20 protein-coding genes are annotated in these 21,925 nt (G+C 59.0%); 1 reads left to right on the forward strand and 19 read right to left on the reverse strand.

Going from position 1 to position 21,925, the window contains the following annotated elements; genetic code table 11:
* Positions 1-27: 27 nt before the first annotated feature.
* The 11 genes from OBACDRAFT_RS19140 to OBACDRAFT_RS19190 all read right to left on the reverse strand — a co-directional run bounded on the left by OBACDRAFT_RS19140 (position 28) and on the right by OBACDRAFT_RS19190 (position 16,831).
* Positions 28-1,338 (reverse strand): type II toxin-antitoxin system HipA family toxin, encoded by a 1,311-nt coding sequence (locus tag OBACDRAFT_RS19140; RefSeq protein WP_043588410.1) that lies wholly within the window; start codon positions 1,336-1,338, stop codon positions 28-30.
* A 6-nt stretch (positions 1,339-1,344) separates the two neighbouring features.
* Positions 1,345-1,656, reverse strand: a complete 312-nt coding sequence (locus tag OBACDRAFT_RS19145) for a helix-turn-helix domain-containing protein (protein WP_052362265.1) — start codon at positions 1,654-1,656, stop codon at positions 1,345-1,347.
* A gap of 109 nt (positions 1,657-1,765) precedes the next feature.
* Positions 1,766-3,946: a recombinase family protein gene (locus OBACDRAFT_RS19150; RefSeq protein WP_081722203.1), complete on the reverse strand. Its 2,181-nt coding sequence runs from the start codon at positions 3,944-3,946 to the stop codon at positions 1,766-1,768.
* 354 nt (positions 3,947-4,300) lie between these two features.
* Entirely contained in the window at positions 4,301-9,952 is a 5,652-nt protein-coding gene (locus OBACDRAFT_RS19155; protein WP_043588411.1) for an LPD38 domain-containing protein, read from the reverse strand.
* Positions 9,952-11,382, reverse strand: coding sequence for a hypothetical protein (locus OBACDRAFT_RS19160; RefSeq protein WP_157837195.1), 1,431 nt, complete (start codon positions 11,380-11,382; stop codon positions 9,952-9,954). Before OBACDRAFT_RS19160 ends, OBACDRAFT_RS19155 begins: the two co-directional genes overlap by 1 nt.
* Before the next feature lie 58 nt (positions 11,383-11,440).
* Positions 11,441-13,180: a hypothetical protein gene (locus tag OBACDRAFT_RS19165; RefSeq protein ID WP_043588414.1), complete on the reverse strand. Its 1,740-nt coding sequence runs from the start codon at positions 13,178-13,180 to the stop codon at positions 11,441-11,443.
* A 31-nt stretch (positions 13,181-13,211) separates the two neighbouring features.
* Positions 13,212-13,706 carry a hypothetical protein gene (locus tag OBACDRAFT_RS19170; RefSeq protein ID WP_043588415.1) on the reverse strand — a complete coding sequence of 165 codons (495 nt, stop codon included), beginning with the start codon at positions 13,704-13,706 and terminating at the stop codon, positions 13,212-13,214.
* Positions 13,691-14,089: a hypothetical protein gene (locus OBACDRAFT_RS19175; protein WP_157837196.1), complete on the reverse strand. Its 399-nt coding sequence runs from the start codon at positions 14,087-14,089 to the stop codon at positions 13,691-13,693. The genes OBACDRAFT_RS19170 and OBACDRAFT_RS19175 overlap by 16 nt, the downstream gene beginning before the upstream one ends.
* On the reverse strand, positions 14,082-16,403 hold the full coding sequence (locus tag OBACDRAFT_RS19180) for a phage tail protein (RefSeq protein ID WP_043588417.1): 2,322 nt from the start codon (positions 16,401-16,403) through the stop codon (positions 14,082-14,084). Before OBACDRAFT_RS19180 ends, OBACDRAFT_RS19175 begins: the two co-directional genes overlap by 8 nt.
* Before the next feature lie 28 nt (positions 16,404-16,431).
* The gene (locus tag OBACDRAFT_RS19185) at positions 16,432-16,641 is read right to left on the reverse strand and encodes a hypothetical protein (RefSeq protein WP_157837197.1); all 210 of its coding nucleotides are present in this window, start codon (positions 16,639-16,641) and stop codon (positions 16,432-16,434) included.
* Between the two features lie 7 nt (positions 16,642-16,648).
* Positions 16,649-16,831, reverse strand: coding sequence for a hypothetical protein (locus OBACDRAFT_RS19190; protein WP_043588419.1), 183 nt, complete (start codon positions 16,829-16,831; stop codon positions 16,649-16,651).
* On the opposite strand from OBACDRAFT_RS19190, the gene OBACDRAFT_RS19195 reads away from it, so the two are divergent.
* The gene (locus OBACDRAFT_RS19195; RefSeq protein WP_043588420.1) at positions 16,830-17,045 is read left to right on the forward strand and encodes a hypothetical protein; all 216 of its coding nucleotides are present in this window, start codon (positions 16,830-16,832) and stop codon (positions 17,043-17,045) included. The two genes, OBACDRAFT_RS19190 and OBACDRAFT_RS19195, sit on opposite strands and share 2 nt — an antisense overlap.
* A 25-nt stretch (positions 17,046-17,070) precedes the next feature.
* Here OBACDRAFT_RS19195 and OBACDRAFT_RS30900 read toward each other — a convergent pair whose 3' ends face one another.
* The 8 genes from OBACDRAFT_RS30900 to OBACDRAFT_RS19230 all read right to left on the reverse strand — a co-directional run bounded on the left by OBACDRAFT_RS30900 (position 17,071) and on the right by OBACDRAFT_RS19230 (position 21,754).
* Positions 17,071-17,202 (reverse strand): hypothetical protein, encoded by a 132-nt coding sequence (locus OBACDRAFT_RS30900; RefSeq protein WP_269799085.1) that lies wholly within the window; start codon positions 17,200-17,202, stop codon positions 17,071-17,073.
* A 79-nt stretch (positions 17,203-17,281) separates the two neighbouring features.
* The gene (locus tag OBACDRAFT_RS19200; protein ID WP_043588422.1) at positions 17,282-17,518 is read right to left on the reverse strand and encodes a hypothetical protein; all 237 of its coding nucleotides are present in this window, start codon (positions 17,516-17,518) and stop codon (positions 17,282-17,284) included.
* A gap of 28 nt (positions 17,519-17,546) precedes the next feature.
* Complete coding sequence (locus tag OBACDRAFT_RS19205; RefSeq protein WP_043588424.1) at positions 17,547-18,068, reverse strand: hypothetical protein; 522 nt, start codon at positions 18,066-18,068, stop codon at positions 17,547-17,549.
* Positions 18,069-18,074: 6 nt separating this feature from the next.
* Positions 18,075-18,848, reverse strand: a complete 774-nt coding sequence (locus OBACDRAFT_RS19210) for a hypothetical protein (RefSeq protein ID WP_043588425.1) — start codon at positions 18,846-18,848, stop codon at positions 18,075-18,077.
* 49 nt (positions 18,849-18,897) lie between these two features.
* A complete protein-coding gene (locus OBACDRAFT_RS29025) occupies positions 18,898-19,731 on the reverse strand; it encodes a hypothetical protein (RefSeq protein WP_198529945.1) in 834 nt (277 codons plus the stop codon).
* Positions 19,728-20,339: a phage connector family protein gene (locus tag OBACDRAFT_RS25810; protein ID WP_052362267.1), complete on the reverse strand. Its 612-nt coding sequence runs from the start codon at positions 20,337-20,339 to the stop codon at positions 19,728-19,730. The genes OBACDRAFT_RS29025 and OBACDRAFT_RS25810 overlap by 4 nt, the downstream gene beginning before the upstream one ends.
* Before the next feature lie 32 nt (positions 20,340-20,371).
* Positions 20,372-20,791 (reverse strand): hypothetical protein, encoded by a 420-nt coding sequence (locus OBACDRAFT_RS19225; protein ID WP_043588428.1) that lies wholly within the window; start codon positions 20,789-20,791, stop codon positions 20,372-20,374.
* A 45-nt stretch (positions 20,792-20,836) separates the two neighbouring features.
* Entirely contained in the window at positions 20,837-21,754 is a 918-nt protein-coding gene (locus OBACDRAFT_RS19230; RefSeq protein WP_043588429.1) for a phage capsid protein, read from the reverse strand.
* Between the last annotated feature and the right edge of the window lie 171 nt (positions 21,755-21,925).

Here is a 21,925-nt window from a genome sequence, read left to right on the forward strand (position 1 = left end):
GCCGCGCTGTTGCGCGGCTCCGGTTTCTCATGCCGTCAGGTCAAGCTGGCGGGCGGTTTGCTGCATGCCCTCGAATATCCTGTCGCTGACAGAGGACGGAAAATCGTCCGGCAATTCCCGGTTCGCCGCCTCGATCACGCGTGGAAGCTGCATGGCAATTTCCCCGAGCAGAGAGTCGGCGTTGCCCAGACCGGCGGATCGGCAAATGGCATCCCAATGCCGGGCCTTGATCCCGGCGAGTTTCCAATGCGCATTCTTGCTGCGAACGCACATGGCCAGACGAACCTTGTGCCAGTCGACCCGGTTGGGGCCGCGGCCGATCACCGGCCAGGCCGAAAGCACATCGTAAAACGGCGTCAGTCGCCAGGTGCCGCCGCGTTCGTGAAACAGGGAAAAGTTTTTGGCATGGCCGTCTGTCGCCGCGAGCAGCAGAAAGACCATCTGCGCCTTCAAAAAGGCCTTTTTGTCGTCCGTCGCCTGCGAACCGGCGTCCAGCACGCGAATGATGTCGAGCATCCCGGGGCCGCCGTCCGACTCGTATTTTTTCGTGCCGGGCAGTCCCAGTGCCTGGCAAAAATCTTCCTGCGGCAGCCGGGCGATCCAGCCGGCGGGTTGCCGCGCGCGGTCAAAACGTTCCACGGCGAGAACCTTACGCCTGCCAAATTGCAGAATTTCGCATCGCGCCGTATCCAAACCGAAGCCCTGCATGATCCGGGAGCAAAGCCACTCGTTTTCAACCGAGTCCTGCATGTCCATCTGGAGGTGTCCGACCAGGCCGAGTGGCAGTTTGAAAATATGCGTGGTCGGCGTGGCGCCCAGGGGACGGCACCATTTTTTGCGGTGATACAGCAGCGCCGTTTTCTCCTGCGCGCCGGCAAGGGAGATACGAAAATCGTTATCCTCCGGCTGGCCCAGCACGCGGGCGCCGGACAGGCTGGCGGCAATCGCCTGTTCCACCCCGGACTCGGTCAGAGATTCGGCCTCAATCCGGTCAAAACCCTCCGGGGTCTGGTCGTCGGGCAACAGCTGGATTGCGCCCACACAGTCTCGGCCGATGGCCGAGAGCAGGGCAAAGGTTCCGGTGGAACCGGTGGAAAAACGATCCCGGATGCGGGCTCGGATCGCGTCGCTGTCCGGCAGCAGATTATCGAAAAAGTTGCGCACGACATCGCCGCGGTGAGGCACGTTGCCCGGAGTGAAGGGAAGCGCCAGGGAGAGCGCCCGGCCAGCCGACGAACTGATCCATGACGGATCATAGTGCAGGGCATGAGAGCCGCGCGTCTGCGTCCATGCACCCACGCGCTGGCCGTTCATCCAGATGTTCAAGGTGGTCGCCATCGGTGATTACCAGTCTGCCTGGCCCTTGCGGGCGTTTCCGGGGCGGCTGGATGCCGCCTTGCGGACTTTTCCTTTGTTTCCGCCGCCGGGCACAGGCGGAGAAGATGCATCCTCGATCACGATGCGTCCGCCGAGGGCGGAAACAAGGCGGGCGATCTGCCCGAAGCCGGTGACATCGGGAGCCGCCTCGATCCGGGCGATGCGCTTCTGGTTCACGCCCAGCAGTTCGCCCACCTGCTCCTGACTCAGGGAGCGGGACTGCCGCAGGGTGCGCAACTGAGTGCGGAGTTGGACGGGCGTGGTGACGAAAAATTTCATTGGAACAGCAATACTACTGATATGTAGTAATGTCAAGTTACTATTTATAAGTAGTTAATTCACCATACTACTTTAATGTGGTTAATCATTGGGGGCCGGCAACAGCAACTCACGCGGCCTGATCGGTCTCGCCGTCGGAGAGGGGACCGGTCTGCGTTGTCGGAGGAAGTCCAGTCTGTTTTTGCAGGCGAGAGAACTCCGCCCATTGCTCTTCGGCAGGCAGGCCGGCGAGCGCCTTCATCCGGTTCAGGCTGTAAAGCATGAGGTCGGACGGGGTTTTAAGGTTGATGAGGACGGACTGGATGGGCGCAGCCAGTTGGAGAAGTTTCAGATGATGCGTCACCGTGCCGGGAGTGACACTTTTCTGCCGGGCCAGTTGAACACGGTTCAGGCCGGGCGTGCCGGCCAGTTGGTGTGCCCAGGCCAACGCGCGGTGGATGGGATGGAGGACTCTGGACGCGAGAGCGGGTTTGGCGGCCGGGGCAGCGGATTGCTTGGCGATCTGAAGCTGCCGGTGATCGGGCGTCAGGACGACGACAGGTGTGGAGGCGTTCATGTTGTTGACCGCAATCGACGTTTCCAGCGTCAGGAACTTGCGCGGCTGACCGGAGCCGTGTCGGCGGGGTTCCTCGACCACTATGCGCTCGGCCATGCCGTGGACGAGGTTCGGGACGTGGAGCTTGATCCGCAGCGCAAATCCCCGGACGGACGGCAGGCCGGAGGGTGTGCGGGACGGCTTGACCGGGCGGATCTCGATCCGGTCCGTAATAAGGGTGACGAGGTCGCGCTGCTGTTCCTGCTCCAGAGTCGGGAAAATCCGATTGAACAGTCCCAGAGCTAACCGGATGGCCTCAACGTCCGGGGCCTCCTGTTCGCAGGCGGCGAGGTCCTGCCGCAGACGCTCCCGTTCGACGAGTTTTTGCTGCTTTTCCTCGCGGAGGGCGCCGGCCCGATTGCGGAGTTCCTCGGTGAGGACGTCGAGGCCGCCGACCGTGACGACTTCGGCGAAGTGGCGCAGTTGGCGGTCGAGATCGGCCAGAGCTCGGTCGGTTTCGGCCAAGGCGGCGCGCAGGGCCGCGCGTTGGGTGTTGCCCCGCTGCCCGGAGAACTCCGCGGCGGAGGCGAGGATCCTAGGATGTCGGCAGCACTCGCCGAGGAACCCGATGTAGGCGGCTTCCAGCGCGGAGGCGGAGACGCGCCGCACTGGGCAGGTCGAATCGGAGCGTTCCTTGTGGAGGTGACAACAGGTGTAGTAGCGGTAGGGCTTGCCGTCTGGGGCGCGCTTGCCGCTGGCGACGGGGATCAGGGCGCGCTGGCAGCAGCCGCAATGGACCACCCCCTTGAGCAGATGAAAATGTTTGTCCGGGGACCGCAGTTGTCGGCGGGGAGGGACGATGGGTTTGCTGATGGCTGCGTTGGCCTCCTCCCAAAGCTGGGCGGGAACAAGCGCCTCGTGGCGGCCGGGAAAACGTTCGCCGCGCATCCGCACCTGCCCGGCATAGATCGAATTGTTGATGATGCGGCGAAGAACAAAACTGTTGAAGCGCACGCCTCCGACCTCCCGCCGGTTGCCGTCGCGTTGCTTGTAGGTGCGGCGGCGGGTGCGGATGCCTTCGACTGAAAGCGCGTTGGCGAGATCGGTCAGCGAGACGAGCCGGGCGGCGGCGGTGAAAATCCGCCGAACAATCGGCGCCTCCTCCGGGTGGGGGAAAAGCATCTGCGTAGTGGTATCGTAAGCGTATCCGAAAGGGACGAGGCCGCAGGACCAGAAGCCGCGCTTGGCCTGTTCCATGAGTTTGGCGCGGACCTTGGCGCTGGTGTTGAGCCGTTCGTATTCGCCAACGCTGACCAGCAGGTTGTTCTTCAGGCGGCCGGAGGGGGTTTCTTCGGAAATGTCTTCGGTGGCACTGACCAGTTGGCATTTGTGCCTTTCGAGAAAGGAGCGGAGCGGCACCCATTCGTCGGTGCTGCGCAGCAGGCGTTCGAGTTTGAAGATGAGGACGATCCTGATCCCACCCGCCTCGATCTGGCGCATGAGCGCCTGGATGCCCGGACGGTTTAGCGTTCCGCCCGAGTAGGCCGGATCGGAGAAGCAGGCGGCCTCGAACCAGCCGGCCCCGGTGTTCTTTTGAATGTAATCGCGGCAGATGGCGACTTGGCTCTCGCAGGAGTCGAAGCGGCCGCCGATCTGGTTGAAGGTGGAAACGCGCGCGTAGATTGCGACGGGAACGGCTGACGTGACGGGCGCGGTGTGTGCGCGGGTAGAGACAAGGTGATGGATCGCTGACATGGAAACCTCCGGTTGGATGGTGGGAGGGCGATCCTATTGGCCTCGGCCCCGTTGCTTTGTTTGACAGAAACAAGCGTGGAGGATTTTCCGAAAAACTCAATCCGACGATTTTAATGGCAGGGGTTTCGGAGTCCCAGATCCGGGTTCCTGAAAGAAGATTTTCTTACCGTGAACCGAACTCTCGCCAGGGTCGGTAAAATCCAAGAGCTTCACTACTATCGATACCTCAGCAAACTGCGGAGGATTTTAATAATCCTCATCCAGAGTCACTGAACTCTGAAAAAATGGTCGGGGTGGTGAGAACGTAACGTTACACGTGGGATAAATAACGTTGGGCTATTGTTGGGCAGGAAATTATTTTCCCTCCAACTCCTCAACCGCATCGCGGGCGATGGCTTGCCGTTGGTCTGCTATCTCCTTTCGCGCCGCCCGTTCAGGCGTGTCGCGTTCCAGCTTCGTCAGGCCCTGCACGGCACGGATCGCGTCCAACAAACGGTAAAGATCGCGTTTGGTGTATTCGTCATCGTCCCTGTCTAGACTCTTCGACACCTTGCCAAACGCATCAAAAAGCGCCGTCACGCTGCGTTGGCCGCCACTGATATTGCCACCGCTACGCGTAAAAGAACGGCCCCACACCGGAATATCCGAGGGCTCCCATTCCCGCGTCATGCCGTCACGATCTGGCCCGCCACGGCCAAACATCGCAATCGCATCCATCCCGGCGCCGGGAATCATGCCCGCGAAAAAGTGATCGATCCGCCGTGGTGACATCCCCAGCGCCTTTCCAGCCGCAATCGCCGCCTTCGTCGTATAGGGTCCATATTGCTCTTCGACTTTCATTTCTCCGTCTTCCGTAGCCTTCACCTGTGTTTGCGACACAATGGGCCGCTTCCAGAAAAAATCCCGGTTCGCCGCTTGCGACAGAGTTTCCCTTACCACCGGCGGCAAGGCATCAATGTTGATACCCGTGTCCAAACTCCCCACGACGGAAAACTCTTCAACCATACCCCCAAACCATTCCTTGAGGGATTGCGGGTCCTGTTGATACCACGAATCCAAAATCGCCTGCGTGCCTGCCGCAAACAGCATGTCCACGTCATGCGCACGCGGAAGCTTGATCACGTCCCGCACGCCATCCTTACGCGACGGCAACATCACGAAATCGTACATCAGCTTATTTTGCTCACTTTCTTCTTTCCACCAGTCCTCATCTTTGAGCAACCACCACGCCATTGCAGCCTTTAGCGACGATGCCAGGCCACGCGTAAAAAGCCAGCCCACCGGATCACGTTTGAAGGCGTCATACGTGGCCTTTTTGCCCTGAATGCTCGCGTTGAAAAACGGCACGTAACGATTGATCGAACGCGCCAGATCGCTCCCCCGCGTGAAGTCCGTCGTCACTTCTTTTGCCGCGATCATCAGATCGGTGAACTCCTCATGACTCAGGTTCTGAATGTCCAACTTACGTTGCTCCGCAATGGTCACCGCCTCAGCAACACGAGCAGCCATTTCCGGGAACTGGAAAAGGTTCGACACGGCTTCCAGCGTCTTTTCCGGCAGCTTTTTCCATGCGACCTTGTTGCCCTTGTTGATGCGGGCAATGCTGACTTCCAGCGGCTGCGCATCGTAGCTCAATGACCCGGTCATGCCGATGCCGGCGTTCTCCAAAAGCTCGCGCATCTGATTGAACACGCTCTCACGGAAGCCGGGAATGCGATTCAGGTAAGGCGTTGCCATGACGGCTCCGTTGAATTGCGCCCCGATCCAGTTCGCCCAAAGGCGAACCGGGAAGCGGCCTGTCCGGGTGTTGTTCGTCGCGGTGTTGAAATCTCGAAACACATTTGTCCCAAGTGAAAAGGACGCACGCGCCGCCGTCGCAGAAATGCGGAACAGGCGGGCTTGGTAGCGCAACACCTTCAACAATTGCTCGATCCCTGCCACCGTCGCGTTGGCCGTCCATTGTCCCGCGCGCGTGCTTCCTGCGCCATCGAGCAGCGCCTTGGCAACCACGGTGTCACCAAACGAACCGGCGGCGTCATCGACGCCGGAAATCACCTCATAAAGCCCCTTGTCGATCTCAAACCAATACGCCCCGTCACGAGCATAGACATGCTGCCCGCCATCCTTCGCGTCCACCTCATCAAATGCCTGCTCAAGTTGCGTCCGAGCATCCCCGTCCTCTTTCGTATCTTTTTTCTGGCGCGCCGGCACTTCCGATTCATCCACAAGCCGGATGAATTTTTCCATCTCCGGATGCAGTATGGCGAGGTTTCGCGCCGTCTCCCAAATCTTGCGCCGGTGAGCGCGTCCAACCAGTGCTTCCGCCTGTTTAATCATCGACTCGAAGGGGTCTTTGATCGCACGGCCCGAACCAACAAGGCGGTCCGTCACCTTGCGCGATGGCGCATATTTCGTGTCATCAGGAGCAACCTCCCCGGTGTTCACAACGGGAGAATCACTGTCCATCACGCGCCAAAGCGGGATGTAGTTACCGGGGTCAACCTCGTTAATCTTCATCACCACTTTTTCAAAGCTTGTTGAAAATCTGGATACATAATCCAGCAAGCCCTTGTTCCAGTCGTAAACGATCTTCGCCCGGCGCTCGAAATCTTTGCTTCCGTATTTTTGGACGATCTCAGTTGCTTTCTCTTTCGACATGCCCGGATTGCGCCCCGGCTGTTTCTCATCACCGCAAAGCGCAAGGGCACGTTTTGCGTGAAGGAACTCCTTGAATTGCGCCACCCCTGCCTTGTCCAATCCGTCAACAGCCTCGATCAGTGCAGGTCCAACCTTCTTTCCGAAGGTATCCACCATTCCATGACTAATCATCCGTTCCACTATGGAGGTCGTACCGCCACGGAAACGCGAATACAGGCGACCCAGCGGCCCCTTGCCGTCTTTCATTACGCTCTGCGAATCCACGATCTTTCCGCTGACAGGATCGAGCGCCATGCCCGGCAAATCGGGAAGAGCCTTGTCGAACTCATTCAAGGGCTGGCCATCATCAACGGCCCGACGACTGAAAAAGTTTTTGAAATTCTGCCAGAGCGAGGGCGCTACTTGATTCCCTGATCCCGCATCCGAGCCACTTCCGCTGTCAGGCCCTCGCGTATTATCTTCGTTTGATGGTCTTTGTCCTGAATCCAATCCCTTACCGTTTTGTGCTTCGGATTCGGCTGTTTTTGCTCTTGCAATGGATCCTTCTTCATCAGCGTAAAGTGTGCCCGGTCCTTCGAGGAAGGCAACGGGATTTTCAATAGCAGTATGCTGTCCCGGCTCTCCTGAATTATCCCAAGCTTCAAATTGCACGCCAGCCTTTGCCAGATCAGGATTCTTTGCCAGAGAGAGAAACGTTTTTTGGGCCCGATAATGAATGCGCCCAACTTGCGAAGCTGGTTCGTAACGGTTGTTTCCACCCTTGTCTTGACTGCGCATCATGTTTCGCCGCATCGCGTTTTCGACGGGATTATGGACGTAAGAAACGACAACGTGCGCTCCGCTTGCGGCGGCTTCGCCAATCAAGTCGTGGGCAAAGTCCGCATTGTTCAAAGTGCTGTCAAAAACCAGAACTTTGAACCCGAGTTTTTTTGCGTCATCCACCCGGATTCCATTGACTACACTCTTGCCGCTTCCTTGTCCGCCCGCTGTGAAAATGACGAGGGTGTCTGCGCCAGCTCCCGATTCTTTTACTTTTCTCAGTTCCCGCCGGAAACGATTAGTCGCATATCGCCCAGCCGGTCCATGTACAGCGACGTTCAAACCACGTCGATCCTGACGGTAATCTTCCGACATTTCCTTGGCGTGGTCGGCACCAAAAACAGTCCCGCCATGAGACTCAGGCAGGGCATCATATTCGGCATCCAAATCAGATTCAGGAGTTTTGCTTAATTTCTCCTCAAAATGCTGCGTTGCACTTGCTGGTGGCACATGCCCCCCCCCCTTCGAGGCAGCGTCATGGGTTTCCTTGAGACCGACAGCGGCCTCGACTGTATCCACTTTCCCGATAACACTGCCATCGGGCGCGGTAACGGTAAACTTGCCATCCGCGCTACGTGACACCTGCGCTCCGGTGGCGATTTTCTCAGCCGCTTCCGCTGATTCTTCCGACATTTCGGCGCGAGCCGCCTTCGCATCTTTGGACAGCGGATTGCGCATTTCGGGATCATTCCACAAGGTTCGCATTGCCGCCTCCGATAGCTCCGCCGTTTCCTGACCGATGATGGCGTTGACCGCCTCATTCGTGAATCCGAGTGCCTGCAATTTGCGTGAATCGCGCAGGTCTCGAACATCCCGGAATGATGCCGCCCCCATGCCGACCAAGCTGTACATCAGCATCGTCAACGTCACCTCGCCGGCATTGCTCCACGTCCAGACGTGGTTGCGCGGATCGTCCCGATCCACTTTGGGGATACCAATGGTTTCGTCCGCCATCAAATCCTGCCAAAGCAGAGGGATGGAATCCTGCAAAAGCTCCTGTCCGGTCTGCCATGCTGATTCCGCCGCCAGCGTGGCGCCAGCGCGGGTCGCAAGCCGGGACACGGTGGTTGCCCGGAAGTTTTGCAACACACGTCCCAGCCCCGGCACATTGCCAAGCAACAAACGGCGCTCCAACAACTCGATCGCCGTTTCGGGCACAGCCGAGACCATCGCAAGACCTGCCGCTTGATCTGCCGCCACGCCGCGCGCGCGATACTCTTCCGATCGCATTCCGACCGTTGACGCATAGAGCAGCGGCAAGGCCATCGGCCCCGCAAACGCCTGTGCGATGTAGCCCGATTGCTCCAAGCCGCCATACCAGATTTGTTGCCCCCAGCCCTCGTATTTGATCGGGTCAACGTTGCCCTCCTCAATCTCTCGCAACGTATCCACGATTTCACGCTCAGCGTTGGTTCGCCCAACCTTTTCAGAAAGAATCTGCTTTTCCTCGTCGGTCAGTGGACGCCATCCCGTCTTTGGCTTCGCCCGCGCCCCCCTCGTAACACCCAATTCCACGCCCAGCTTTTCCGCCTCATCCTGATTCAGCAGCGTCTTGGCTTGGATTTGGAAAAGCGTATCCGACTTACTGATACTCGATCCCTCCATGATGCCAAGAATATCCCGGCTGCGCTCCAATTGCGCCGCGACCTCAATTTGATTATCGCCGCCAAGCGCGTTAAAAATCCAGCGGCCAGTGCGATTGAAACTCCGGGCAATGGTCTTCTGAGTCTTTTCCTTCGCACCCTTTTCCCTGCCCGCCTCGTTCGTCTCCGAAGTGCTCGCGTGCCCCGCCAGCATTCGGTAAAACATGGCCCGCTTTTCCCCCGGAAATTCGAGCAACTGTTTAACAATGTCCGAATCCGAGGTCACCGCCGCATCCAGATTGAACGCCTTCACCATTTCCTCATAACTGCCAGACCAACCGGGGGCAGGAGTCTCCTTCCCGTTCGCCCCGGTTTTGCTCGACATAAATTTCAGCGTGGCATCAACCAGCGGCTTCATTTCCTCGATTTCCGGTCGCCATTTCGCCCAAGACGATTGCAGCGCCAGCAAGCGCCGGTCCGCACTGTCCTGATTTTGCCAAAGCAACTTCCCATCATTATCCCTCAGAGTTGCAGCCGCAGACAAAGCTTTGGTGAAATCCTCTTCGCCGGAATAGGCTGCGTCTTGGAGTTTTTGCGCAATCGCCGACATGCTTTCATCGTCGTTTTTCGTTCGCCGCATGTCCTGACCAATGAAGCTGTACAGGTCCAAGTCGGTGACATCTTTGTCATGCTTAAACCACTGCTTTGCCATTTGCTGCCGGACGGCAGGCCAGTTGCTCAGGAGCGATTTCCGATCAACCGGTTGCCTGGCGTTTTCCAAATAATAGGCGACATTGACGATCCTCGCCTTTGTTTCGGAGGGTTCCGGGTCCGTCTCCAAAATCGGCCGCACACGCTCCCGCATTTTGGTGCCAAAATGATTTTCCGCCGTATTGATGTCTGAATACACATTAAGCCAGCGGTCGCTATTGTCGGGAGTTTTCATTATTCAAAAAGGCTGGGGATGTCGGAAGGCTCTTGGTCAGAGGCTTTGGTTGTGCCCTCAGTGGCATCCGGGCTTAATCCGCTCGCCTGCAAAAAGACCGAGCCGATGCGATCAACATCCCCGCCGGCATACATGACCTTGCGCAGATCGTCCAACGTCAGTTTTGCCCGCTCAACGGGAGTCAAGCTGCCGAGATAGGATTGCAAGCGATCGTATTTCGCCGCGCGAGTATCCTGCGCATCCCGCAGTTTTTTCGGATCGAATTTCCAGACCGGCTGGCGTGTTACGGAATCAGTCTTCGTAACCAGCTTTCGTTTACCAGTCTTCTTGTCGGTCTGCCACTCCATGACAGGTTCCCACCAACGACCGTAAACCTTCTTCTTGAAATTCTCTTCGTTCTCCGAAATCGCCGTTCTCACGACCGGAAGGTTCATGGGGGATTTGGGGTCTCGTTTCTCTTTCCATGCAGCATTCGCGTCGCGCTCAAACGAACCGCTCAAACCGAACATCGCCGCCGAGACGTTGGCCGTGTCCTGTGGCGTTGCCGTGGCCGGATCGTAGTTGGAAATCAACTCCATCGCCGACAAAAACTGCTCCCGTTGTTTGTCCGGATGCTTCGACGCACGATAACGAGCCTCTTGCGTCAGCTTCACGGCCTGCGTTTTGGTCAGGAGCTTTCGCTCAACCAGTCCATCCAATTCACTTTGCTGAAACTCTTCCCCCTGTTCGTGCCGGGCGTTCAGATCATCGTAAGTCTGGATACGCAATTTATGGGTCTCTGCTTCTGCGTAGTTGATGGCTTCGCGGCGCTTCTCATCCTTCAGGGCCGGACGTCCGCCGTTCTTGAGGTTTTCATACTCTGCAATCGGGTCTTCCTGAATGGCGCGATACGATTCCGAATGAGCGAACAGCACAGGCGCTTTCAGCCGCATGGCGTCGGCATCTTCCGGCGTCACAAGCTGCATCGCCACCGATTCATTCAACGTGCGGTGCCAGGCATCTTCATCCAGTTCAATCAGCGCCTGTGACATGCGGTTTTCCCCGGCTTTTTTCGCATCGGAAATGTTCCGGGCAACGGTGAGATGCCGCACCTCCGCCGACGTGCGTTGCTTGAAGTCCGCAATGCCAGCGTCCCATTCTTCACGGAAAAACTTCCCCGTATTCTCCCGCCCCTGCGTTTTATAGAGACTATCAAGGCGCTTCTGCCACTCGCCCTCCCACTTCGACGGCTCCATCAGAAGCATTTCGTCCTGAAATTTCTGATACGCCTCGCGCTCCGCCACCTCGCGGTTTTTGACGATTTTGAAGTTTTCCGCCCGCTGCAGCTTGAGTGCGAAGTCTCCGGCGAGGTCTCCGACCTGTGAGACGGCGGCGCCGACGCGCTGACCGGCGGCGTGTTCGGCATCATACATGCCGGGATTGGCTCGCACGGTGTGTTCGGGCGTGGCGGCGGGTGTGTAGTGGGCTAGGGGGACGCTTGGCATGGCTTTAGCTGGTCAGAAGCGGATAGCTGAAATTGGCGTAAAAGAAGGACTGATCCCCGATCCTATCGGCAGACATAAAGGCGCGGGCATTCGCCCCATCCCGCCTGATGAAATAGAGGTTTGAACCTTCGAGATAAGAGGTGATTTCCATCTCGTTGTCATAATTCGGGAGGTTTTCCGCCCACGTCATTCCCATGAGACGGCCGTAAGTGTTGGGATTAGTAAGCGTCGCGTCTGGACGATAGGCTGCGGGAAGTCCGCTTATGTCCAAGTAAAACCCGGAACTGCCGCCGCCACTTACCTTGACCACACTCCCAAAGCTGTATCTGACCGTCAAATATACCCAGCCGCCACGAACAACGTATTTCGCCTGTCCTGAATAGACCGTGCCGCCAGTCCAATCGATCCCGGAACAGACTCCGACCGGGACAAACGTGCCCTGAGCCGTAATGGCGGAGGTGGCATCCTGTCCGGGGTTGCCGCGGGGGATGGCGAAATTCAATACGGCCGCATTCGCGGTTCCTGCGTTGGTGACGCTGGCGGCACTCCCCGGCGCTCCCGTCGTTACCGTACCAACAGCAATCGTGGCGGCATTTCCTGCCACGCCGGTATTGCCGCGAGGAATCGTGAACTGGAGGTAGGCGGCATTCGGATTTCCCAAGTTTTGGACACTGGCAGAACTCCCCGCCGCACCGGTAATCGTGTCACCTATCACGATCGTGGCAGTGTCACCTTTGTCGCCCTTGTCACCCTTGATCCCTTCCTCGCCAGAGATGCGGACGGCGGTTGACCAATACGGCGCGGGACCGGCCATTTCGCCCGTCCCGGCAACCTTTGTGGCCTTCGTCATCCACATATATTCCCCACCAGCGAGGGCGGGCGGCGCATCCGTCCAACCGGCGGGCGCCACGACAGATTGATTGAGTGCGGGCGCGACAGTCTTGCTGGTGTTTTTGGCGTATTTGAAATCCGTATACGTGCCATTGGCTCCATCCGCACCGTCTTCCGCCGTGACCTTGACCGGCTCCGTCCACGAGGCGGGCGGCACGTTGCCGAAGCCGACAATGCCGGTGCTCATCCACCAGACTCCGGTAGCGGTCGGCGCGTCCGACCAGCCGGGCGGAATCATGACGCCGCCCTGCGTCGGTGTGGCGGGTTTCGTCTCCGATTGTCGAAAAATGAAAGTCGTGAACTGGCCGGGAACGCCGCCATACTGGTTAATCATGGCTTGCAGGTCATTCAGTGCCTGTTGAACGCCCTGATAAAATTGAGTGATCGTGGCGAGCGTGGCGGCGAGACCGTCTTTCCACTCTTCCACGTTCGAGACACGGTTGAGCAAATCCACGATGTTTTGCAGCGCATCCGTCATCTGCGTTTGCAGGGCGGCAATGTCGGTTTCGTTCGTTGTGACGCGCGCATTGAGTTCCTGCACGATGCAAATTTCGCGGTCTAACTGGAGTTCGATGGTTTCCGAGGGGAAGCCGTCGTTGTAACCAAAATCCTTCGTTTGCGTGCGGGCGGTGTCGCGCCGAATCTCGACGCTCAGACCGGGCGCGGGCGCGGCGGCAAAGGTGATCGTGCCCCCCGCATTCTGCCGCAGGCCCTGCACGGTGTAGTTGCTGACAAGGACGCCGTTGACCCGGACCTTAAGCGCGGCGGCTTCGAGGACGTAGAAGTTGAAGCCGTAAACGGTGACGCCGGCGGCGGACGTGTGTGTGGTTGAGACTGCTTGTGATGTGACCATGTGAAAAGTAGCGGGGGGGGGGGGGGGGGGGCTATTCGTCTCCGCCAGAATTGGCTAAGTAGCGTGCGCCGAAGCTGGCGGCAGAGCCGACGCCGCCGAGGATGGTTGCTCCGGCGTTGAGTGTCCCGGCGCGGCGGGCGGATTTGCCTGCCATGCGATCGAGCACGGCCTGTTGCCGGTAGCGTCCGGCTTCGATGTTGCCGGTGCGTTCGATATCCAAGGCGGAACGTTCGAGGGTGGCGGCGGTCTCGGATTGCACCAGCAACGGCGTGCCGGTTGTGCCGACGACGCCGGACTTGGCGTAAAGGGCGCGCTGCCGGGCAAGAAGGGCGGCGTTCTGTTCACGCTGCGCGTTGGCCGCAATGCGGGAATCGCGTTCTTTGACACTCGCCTCTTGTTGCGCGAGGGCGGCGTTGTAGTTATTCAGGCGCTCTGTCGCCTTGCCCTGCTGAATGGACGAATACGCCGATACGCCAGCCCCGGCAACCGAGGCGACAACGGCTGTGACGGCTAGGACGGCTGGCATGGCAGAACCCTCCAATATTCGGTTGCAGGATGTCCGGCGTGGTAGCCGTGACGAGTGAGCGCCCGGCCGATGCTGCGCTTGTCGGTCATGACAATGAGCGAGTGGCGTTGCTGGCTGCGCATGACTTCATCAGCCGCCCCCAAAAGGCTTTCGAGGGCGGCATGGACGGTGAAGGGATCGGCACCGGGCTTGCTCACGAACCAGCCGAGCCAGCCGACCCCGCAAGAGTTGTCTTGGTAGAGCCAGGCAGCGAGGACACCGAAGGAAATCAGTCCGCAGGTGGGAAGCTGCACACGAGGCACGCGCGGCACGCCGTGCGCATCCCACCACGCGCAAATGCGGTCGTAGTCTGTATCCGGTTCCCACTGACGAACGCTAGTCACCGAACACCTCCCATTTGACGCCGATCCCCAGCAAAGTGAACGGCAGGGGCTGATCCTGAACGAGAATGATGTCCCCAGCCTTGTCATGGCCTCCATTCCACGGACATTTGATGTCCCCGCTGTATTCGGGCGGGCTGGCGTCCATCGCGTCCCACGTCGAACGGAAAGGCACTTCGTCAAGCTGGTCCTCGGATGGACCAAACTTGCATCCCACGGTTTTGTAAAAGCGCGGGGTGATTTCCGAGATGCGCCGGGTCCGGCCCTGACTGGCACCACTGGCTAGGATCACATCGAGTTTCATCGGTTGCAAAACGCCCACGTAAGGCAGGCCAACCACGACACGCCGGGCGTGCGGAACCGCCTCCGGAAAGGTGATCGTGTTCGCCGTGACAGTGAGCTTTTCGTAAATGCGGCCGTCCACAACGGCCGTAACTTGTGCGCCGTTGAGATGAGCAAGGGCGGGGTTGGAAAGGGTGGTAAGCTTGGCGTCGCCAGCATCGACAATCGCCGCGCAATCCAGCCAGCAGCCCGTTGCCTTGCTGTCGGTTTCGGGTGTCAGCCGTTCGATGGTGCGTACCGGTACGCCGCCAATCGTGCGACGCACCACCGCCCAAATTTCGTCTTCCGGCGTGCCTTGCAGGGTGGCAACCGACTCGAAAGCGCCGTTCGTGATCCAACGCGCCCATGCGGTGACGTCCTGCGGGCGGTCATAGGTGAGGACGGCCAGATTCCCGTTTTCTGTCACGGCCAAAAGCAACGGATCGGGCTGGCGGGCAAAGGCGAGTTGCTTCACGCCGCTTTCTGTGACCGGCGCGGCAAGCAGGGTCAGATCAACCGAGGCGTAACCATCCTTCTCGATCGAGTATGCCATTTCCATGACTTTGCGCGACTGGCGCTCAACGTAGAGAATCGCGTCGTTGACGAGGACGGGTTGCAGGTGTGCCGCACCGTTGGCCGATTCCGACCTGACGACGATGTTAGACGGGGTAAGCGGCTCGTCAGTGTTGCCCGCGGCAACCGTGAACTCGCGCGCGGTAGTTGCCGCCTGAATACGTTTCAGCGATTCCACCCATTGGACATTGTTTTGCTCCGAGGCGGCGAAGGTGTAGGCGACGGCGGCGTCGTCATCCTCGCCGTATTTGAAGTTCTCAAAATCATCCGTTTTCGAGCCCCACATGGTATTTGGCTGGTGGCGTGTGCCGCCGAAAATGAGGCGTTGTTCGTAGAGCCCGATTGTGCGAGGGAAACCGCGATAGGGGGACCATGCGGACTCGCACCAAATGTCGGTAGCGGCGACGGTGGCGGCTTTGTCGATGACGGTGACTTTGACGTGCGTGGAATCGGTGTAAGCGGTGACTTTGACGAGGGCCGTAACATAGGCATCCGTCGTTTCAAGCATGGCGCGGGCTTTGACGTAGTTGGTGGGGGCCTTCCCAACCCACACCCCGGCGCCGAAAGGATCGCCGGTGGGTTGGTATTTGAGGCGGAACTGAGCAAGCTCTTCCTGATGGCCGGACGCGGAAATGTTGCGGTCTGACTCCGCCGTGAATTTGCGAACAGTTTCCCACGTTGTTCCACCATCGAGGCTGCGTTCGATCGAGAGTGTGCCATACCAGCGTTCCGTGCTGTTGGCCGTCCAGTCGCCCTGCACGGAAATTGCCGCGGAATGGAATGGACCGCCGGAGGTGGTAGCCAGGGAAACGGAAGTGCTGGCCGCTTCCTTAAGGTGGCGCAGTTCCCAATACGAGCCGACATGGCCGGGCTGGAAGAGGGCGGCGCTGGCCGTCATGGTGACGTTCACACCGTCCACGGCGGAGAGCGAAAGTTTGGTCTCCGTCACGTTCTCATCCAGCATCGGAGGAAACGCCCAATCGACCGCCTCAAGCCGCCAGTCGGCATCCGCGTGGCGGGCGAGGCGCTGCACGGGATAATCCGGGTGAACGAGATAAACGACGTCATTGATTTGCCGATACTGGATGGCGAAGACGGCGGCGGCAGGGTAGGGGGACGCGATTTCCTGCAAGAGCGCGGGGGCGGCCCCGGCGGAGTAAACGCGGAGCGCGAGATGCGCCCATTCGAGCATGAACTTTTGCTCCGTCGAAAATTGAAACGGCATCAGGCGCGAAGGGGTGGCGGCACTTTTGGTTTTCGCCACGTAGCCGAATGCGGAGCGGAACCGCGCGCCGCCGTAAGGCATCACGCGCATGTTTTCCAGACGACGGCAGGCGGCGTCGTATTTCTGGAGGTCGCTACGACCGTCGAGTTTCGGTGTCCACTCGCCGGCGGTGAAGTTGTTGAAAAATTTGTGTGCCATAGGGGGGGGGGGGGGGGGGGGGGGGGGATTATTTTAGGAACCGTTCGACGATCCAGAGAACCACCACGCCGCCACCAACCATCATGGCGAATCGGCGTTCTGACGCGGCAAGCCGCTCGAACAGCGTTCCGATGTCAGAGCGAAGTCCGCGGACTTCGGCCCGCAGTCCATGTTCACCGACTTCGGCCTCAAGCTTAGCGATGCGTTCGCGCATGGCGGAAATTTCAAGATCACTCATTGGCATGTCACTTGGTAGAGGAGGTGTTGCGGCGTTGTGCGCGTGCGCCGGCGAGGTCGATCAGTTGCGATTCGAGTTCTTGGTAGGCAGCGGCGGAATGCCACGTTTCGTCAAACTGGGGAGTGTAGGTCCCCGTTGCTGTCTGCACCGGAATCCCCGATTTCAATTGCAGGACTCGCGGCTGATACATGAGCAAAGAAGCCTTGTCGCCTAATGAGGCGTTTGCGCAGCCGGTCAGCGATGCGAGCAGAAGCATCATCACCAAGAGCGCGAAGGCGGAGGATTTCGTTTTCATCGTTAGTAATATCCTTTTCGATACGTTCGGTGAGATCGTAGGCGGCGCTGACCAGATCGAGGCGAAACTTGGCGGCGACGGCTTCCGCCACCGCCGTCACTGCCGTTAGGATTGAGCCAAAAACGGCCATGTTCTCAGCGAGGTTCGGGCAACGGGTTGAGTTGCCGTGACAGAGTTTCGACTTCTGCACGCAAGGCGCGGGCGTAAGCCTCAAGCTCTTCACGTGTCATCGTGGAGATGCGGTCGGGTGGAGATTCGTTGCTCATGGAGTGTATTAAGTTTGGACTCACACAGGGCGATTGGCCGGGCCTAGGACTCCGACTACCCTCGCCCCGCGTGAGGTAATTATTTGGCCTTATACTTGGCGATGAGTTCGGCGACGTAATCGCCCCAAGAGAAAATCCACGCGACGGCCTTGTAAGCCTTCGAGGAATACACGCGGTCAATGGCCGCGTCGTCGGAGGTCGAGGGGGATTGCTTGACGAACGCGGAAATGGCGGAGGCGAGCGCGTTGAACGCGATACAAGCCGCGCCGTAGTAGCCAGCATAGGTGGCGAGTTTGGCAATGAGTTCAGGGCTCATGATGTTTTGTATTTTGTTTTTGGTTACGTTATGCCGCTAGGCGGCGGTAGAAGGCGATCCAGTCGGCCTCTGTCGTGAGAGGACTGGTGGAGAGTTGACGCCAGAGCACCCATGCAGGCGTTCCGCTGGCATAGGTAGGGATTTCCCGGATACCAGCTGCGCGAAAGATGCGCAGCCAGCGATCGAGAGACGCCAGCGGTGAGCCATGAAAGACCGGCGGATACAGGACAACAAAGCCGGTTGACGTGAGCACCTCCGCTTGCAGATCCACGGCCCGCATCACGGAAGTGAGAGCGGGCGCAAGAAGTGTTTCGAGTGGCGGCGGGCTCAACGGTTTTAGCGCAGGTTGATACGGCGGAGGCAGAATCAGCGGCGCGGGCGGCGTCCATTCAGGCGGGTCATCAGGCACGGCCAGAAGCGCGGCTTCCGGCGCGTCCGGTCCAAAGATGGCATCAAGGGCGTCCCCGGCGTCACTCTCCGCGCTCGTATCCACCGAAGCGAATACGAGCGCGGAGAGGAGCAATGCAAAAAATGCCGTGAGGATGCGCATGGCGGGTTATTTCACCTCTTTGAGCAGGGCGATTTGCTTTCTAAGGATTTCGATACGATCCGCCGTCGCCTTGGTCTGAGCGGGAAGCAGGGAGACCGAGTTCACTTCGTTCGACAACACCCGCAGCGCGCCGTCAGAATCGGAGCGCGCGAGTTGCTTTACGTGCTGATTAAACCACGCAACATAGGTGTTGGCGGTGAGCCCAGTGCCGAGGTGACGCGCGTTCCACTGCGGAGCGAACTCGGCAATGATGCCAAGGTCGCGGGCACGGCGCAGAGCGGCGGTGTAGAGACCGGAGCTTCCAGCCTCGAGGACGCGAAGTTCGTCGGCACTGGCGTAGTTTTGGACATAGAAATATCCTTGGCCGCCCTTACTAATCGTGAGGAGTTTTGCGGCGAGCGCCTTGTCAGAGTCATCCTGCGCAAAGACCTTGGCGGTGACGCCGGCCTCATCGGTATTGCGAGCCGTGAGAACGGCTTTGATAATCCAAGTCGCAACGCTGGGATTGGACTCCGCGATGGAATCCACATCGGGCACAAGGGCTTCGAGAGCGGCGGTGTTGGCGACGCGCCATCCTTTGATGGCCGCGACGTGTTCGGCTTTGGCCGTGGCGAGGGCGGCGCGATCACCGGCAATGGTTGCCAGTTTGATTTTCGCGTTACCGGCAGCATAGAGGTCGGTGTAGCTGGTGTGGAGAGCCAGACCCGTTTCAACCGGGGTGGCGTTGACGAGGCCCGCGCCAAAGACGAGAGCCGAGATGATGAGGATATATTTCTTCATGGTGTTTTATGTATTGTTTGTTCAGATACCGGCGAAAGCCGGAAGGTGATTACGGGGTCGCAAGAACCGGAGAAGTGGCAGGGAAAATCGGATACCAGACCTGTTCGTAGTCGGTGGCCGTGATGCGCTGGTAAGACCAGATGAGAGGCGCGTTGCCCGGCCTGATCGTGGCGTCAATCGGCACGTAAACGATCACGGCAGGCACGGTGCCGATGCGCGTTTGCCAGATCGATTGATTCGCCGGTTGCTTGCGCCAGCGGCGTTTGTCGGAGTTCCCCGTGTCGGTAAACCAGACGGAGGGAACCGCACCCACCTGCGACGTTACCGATGTGCGCGCCGGATCGGGAGAATGGTAGTAGAAAACGAGGTCGGTAAAGGGCGCGTGTTCGCCGAAATTGGAGAGCGTTGCCTTAAGTTCAAAATCGTAGAATCCGGGACCAATCGGAATCACGAACACGAGGTAAGCAGGCTGCGGCGTGCGGGCATCCACGTAGGATTTGGGGGTCGGATGTGCATTTGCTGTCGGCGTCTGCACATCAAATCTTCCATCTGAACCTCGCCTAACAATACTTGAGGGTTCGACTGACGTGCTGTAGCGCAGCATCACTTGATCGCCTGTCTGATTAACGCCATAAACGGTCTGAACAGTAGTCACCTGCTGCACGGAATTGTCTGCCAATGCGCCCTGTTCTGCCGTCGCAAAATAAAGGGACAACTGACCGACAAACGAGTCCTCAAAGCCGACAACCGTAATGCGGTTCTTCACGCCGGCAGGGAACGTGTAATCTTCATAAGCGAGCGTGGCGCGGTTGTACGCCTGCCCCTGAAGGGCAGGCGACACCATGCAAACCACAACCAAGACAACGAACGGAAAAAATTTCATCGGGATCGGGCGTGCAGCCAGGCACTTTGCCGGCTGGGTTGGAGAGTGTTTTCAAAGGCGTCCCGGCTGTTCGCGTTTCGCGCGCGGGCAATGACGCCATCGTATTCGGAAAGTAATGACTCACGGAGCGTCCGCGATTGCTGGAACGGCCACGCGAGTTTCGAGGCAAGCGCGGTGACAATCGCGCGGGCGCAGAGAGGATCGAGGTCTGCGATATGGGCGGCGCCGGGATCATCGATCTGTTGGGTGACGTCGCGCGTGTAAACGATTCGGGCCGTGCCTTCGTTCATCAGCAGCGTCCGCCCCTCGATCTCGAAAAGCGGCATGTCTGGCGACCCCACTTCATGCCCGTTCAGGCGAATGGTACGGAGGAAATCACCGGGAAGCTGAAAGCCGTAAGACCACTCGAAAGCGGGCGGCTGGGCGAGGGGAGCGAGCGCCACGCGACGCCGGGCGCAACGCCATTGCCCGTCCCGCAACACCTCGCGCACGGTGGCGGCAAAGTGGAGTTGGCACAGGCGGGCGGACTTCGTGGCATCCGATAACGACGCAATGCCGTTTTCGGACACGAGCCCGAGCGCCTGATTGCAAATATCCACCTCCGTCATGATGCGGCGAGGGTTGCGGGCCGGGGTGATGGTTAGACGACGCTGAAGGCGATGTAGATCGTCCAGTCAGTGGCGAGCGTCGCGCCGGTTGTGACCGTCGCAACGATGTCCTCGTTGCCGACGCCAATGTCGGCATCCGGCTTGTTGCCGAACGAAGACAGGTAGGCGCGGGCAGCGTTGCCAACGGCAGCGGCGTAACGATCGACCACTGCGGCGTCACCAATGGAGACGCGAGCCGTGGCGTTGCCGTTGTTGCTGACCGACAGCGCCGGAAGCACGCGGGCGTTGGCAGGCAGGCGGACAAGGTTGATCTTGTCGCCAACCGCAAGCACCGTGCCGGACGGGATCACGACAGAGGCAAGGCGGACCTTGCCCTGTGAAAGGACGCTGGACTTCCAGCCAGCGACGGCCCCGGTTTGCGAGGCGAAGAGAGGCGTGTTGATAGTAGCCATTTTTTGAATACTCCTTTAAGGTTGAAGTGTTGAGATGGCCCGCGCTCAGACGTTTTCGTCAACGTAGCCGACCGAAATCCAGTCCTCGCGCATACGGGTGGCACCGAAGTCAGCTTGGGTCGTGACGTGCCAGGCATTCCACTTGCCGGGAATCTTTTCGATTTCCGTGCGGACGCCAGTGTTCTTCTGGTTGGCGAAGAGGATGGCGTTTTCGCAGTAGGCGAAACAGCTGCGAATGCCATTCACCGCGGGCAATTCCTCATACTTGACCCACTCCATGCCAAGGAAGTGCGTGATTCCACCCTCTTGCAGGGCCTTCACGGCGGCGTAGTCGGTCGATTTGACTTCCTGCACGTTGAGCAGGAGTTGATCGAGCATCGCCTGATTGTGGACGAAATACTTTTTCTTGGCATTCTGCACGTCGTCGCGGGAAATCAGCGACTTGAGGCGGATGAGCTTGGCGAGCGTCAGGCCGGTATTGGCTCCGGGATTACCGGTACCGTTGTAGCCGACGCCAACCTTGCGATCGTCGCCAAGTTCGACGGCGACGGGGACGCTGCCCTCGTCATCGTTTTTCTTATACGCGGTGCCAAGCGCGGCGGCGACAATCACTTCGTCTTTCGACACGTTGATGGCAAAAGCCTGGTTCTGGGCGGTGGGCGCGTTCGGATCGATGATGCCGCGCACCTTGTCCGCGCCGTCGAAGGGAACGGCGATGCCATAGGGAGAGCAAGACACCTGCCGTCGCCAGAATTCCTGCTGGTCATAGGTGATGTCGGCGAGACGACCGACAATCTTATGCATCTTGAGTCCACCGATCTGGTCGAAGTAATCGACCTTGCCGTTGGCGGTCTCAATGCGGATGCCCTTCCCCTCGAAGATATGCTTCTGACGGGCGGCGAGATGTTCGACGTTGGAGCGGTATTGCTCAACGAAGGCGGCGGGAAAAATATCCTGTGCCATTGTAGTGAAAAAGAAAATACGGATTTCGTTTCCACGGGGTTTCGCTGTTGTCGGTAGCCCGGCAGCTTCCACACGTGATCCGCCGGTTGCAGGGCTTGGCGCGCAGGCCAAGTTGTCCCAATCGCTCAGATAGGGGGTCTGAATATCAGAAAATGCACCTTGTCAAAAGAA

Origin of the sequence: Geminisphaera colitermitum TAV2 (assembly GCF_000171235.2) — a bacterium.
Classification (GTDB): domain Bacteria; phylum Verrucomicrobiota; class Verrucomicrobiia; order Opitutales; family Opitutaceae; genus Geminisphaera; species Geminisphaera colitermitum.

Bases quoted from the DNA above. Each gene is read 5' to 3' on its own strand.
- OBACDRAFT_RS19140 (WP_043588410.1), bottom strand. From the start codon at position 1,338: ATGGCGACCACCTTGAACATCTGGATGAACGGCCAGCGCGTGGGTGCA.
- OBACDRAFT_RS19145 (WP_052362265.1), bottom strand. From the start codon at position 1,656: ATGAAATTTTTCGTCACCACGCCCGTCCAACTCCGCACTCAGTTGCGC.
- OBACDRAFT_RS19150 (WP_081722203.1), bottom strand. From the start codon at position 3,946: ATGTCAGCGATCCATCACCTTGTCTCTACCCGCGCACACACCGCGCCC.
- OBACDRAFT_RS19155 (WP_043588411.1), bottom strand. From the start codon at position 9,952: ATGAAAACTCCCGACAATAGCGACCGCTGGCTTAATGTGTATTCAGAC.
- OBACDRAFT_RS19165 (WP_043588414.1), bottom strand. From the start codon at position 13,180: ATGGTCACATCACAAGCAGTCTCAACCACACACACGTCCGCCGCCGGC.
- OBACDRAFT_RS19170 (WP_043588415.1), bottom strand. From the start codon at position 13,706: ATGCCAGCCGTCCTAGCCGTCACAGCCGTTGTCGCCTCGGTTGCCGGG.
- OBACDRAFT_RS19180 (WP_043588417.1), bottom strand. From the start codon at position 16,403: ATGGCACACAAATTTTTCAACAACTTCACCGCCGGCGAGTGGACACCG.
- OBACDRAFT_RS19185 (WP_157837197.1), bottom strand. From the start codon at position 16,641: ATGAGTGATCTTGAAATTTCCGCCATGCGCGAACGCATCGCTAAGCTT.
- OBACDRAFT_RS19195 (WP_043588420.1), top strand. From the start codon at position 16,830: ATGAGCAAAGAAGCCTTGTCGCCTAATGAGGCGTTTGCGCAGCCGGTC.
- OBACDRAFT_RS19190 (WP_043588419.1), bottom strand. From the start codon at position 16,831: ATGTATCAGCCGCGAGTCCTGCAATTGAAATCGGGGATTCCGGTGCAG.
- OBACDRAFT_RS30900 (WP_269799085.1), bottom strand. From the start codon at position 17,202: ATGAGCAACGAATCTCCACCCGACCGCATCTCCACGATGACACGTGAA.
- OBACDRAFT_RS19200 (WP_043588422.1), bottom strand. From the start codon at position 17,518: ATGAGCCCTGAACTCATTGCCAAACTCGCCACCTATGCTGGCTACTAC.
- OBACDRAFT_RS19205 (WP_043588424.1), bottom strand. From the start codon at position 18,068: ATGCGCATCCTCACGGCATTTTTTGCATTGCTCCTCTCCGCGCTCGTA.
- OBACDRAFT_RS19210 (WP_043588425.1), bottom strand. From the start codon at position 18,848: ATGAAGAAATATATCCTCATCATCTCGGCTCTCGTCTTTGGCGCGGGC.
- OBACDRAFT_RS29025 (WP_198529945.1), bottom strand. From the start codon at position 19,731: ATGAAATTTTTTCCGTTCGTTGTCTTGGTTGTGGTTTGCATGGTGTCG.
- OBACDRAFT_RS25810 (WP_052362267.1), bottom strand. From the start codon at position 20,339: ATGACGGAGGTGGATATTTGCAATCAGGCGCTCGGGCTCGTGTCCGAA.
- OBACDRAFT_RS19225 (WP_043588428.1), bottom strand. From the start codon at position 20,791: ATGGCTACTATCAACACGCCTCTCTTCGCCTCGCAAACCGGGGCCGTC.
- OBACDRAFT_RS19230 (WP_043588429.1), bottom strand. From the start codon at position 21,754: ATGGCACAGGATATTTTTCCCGCCGCCTTCGTTGAGCAATACCGCTCC.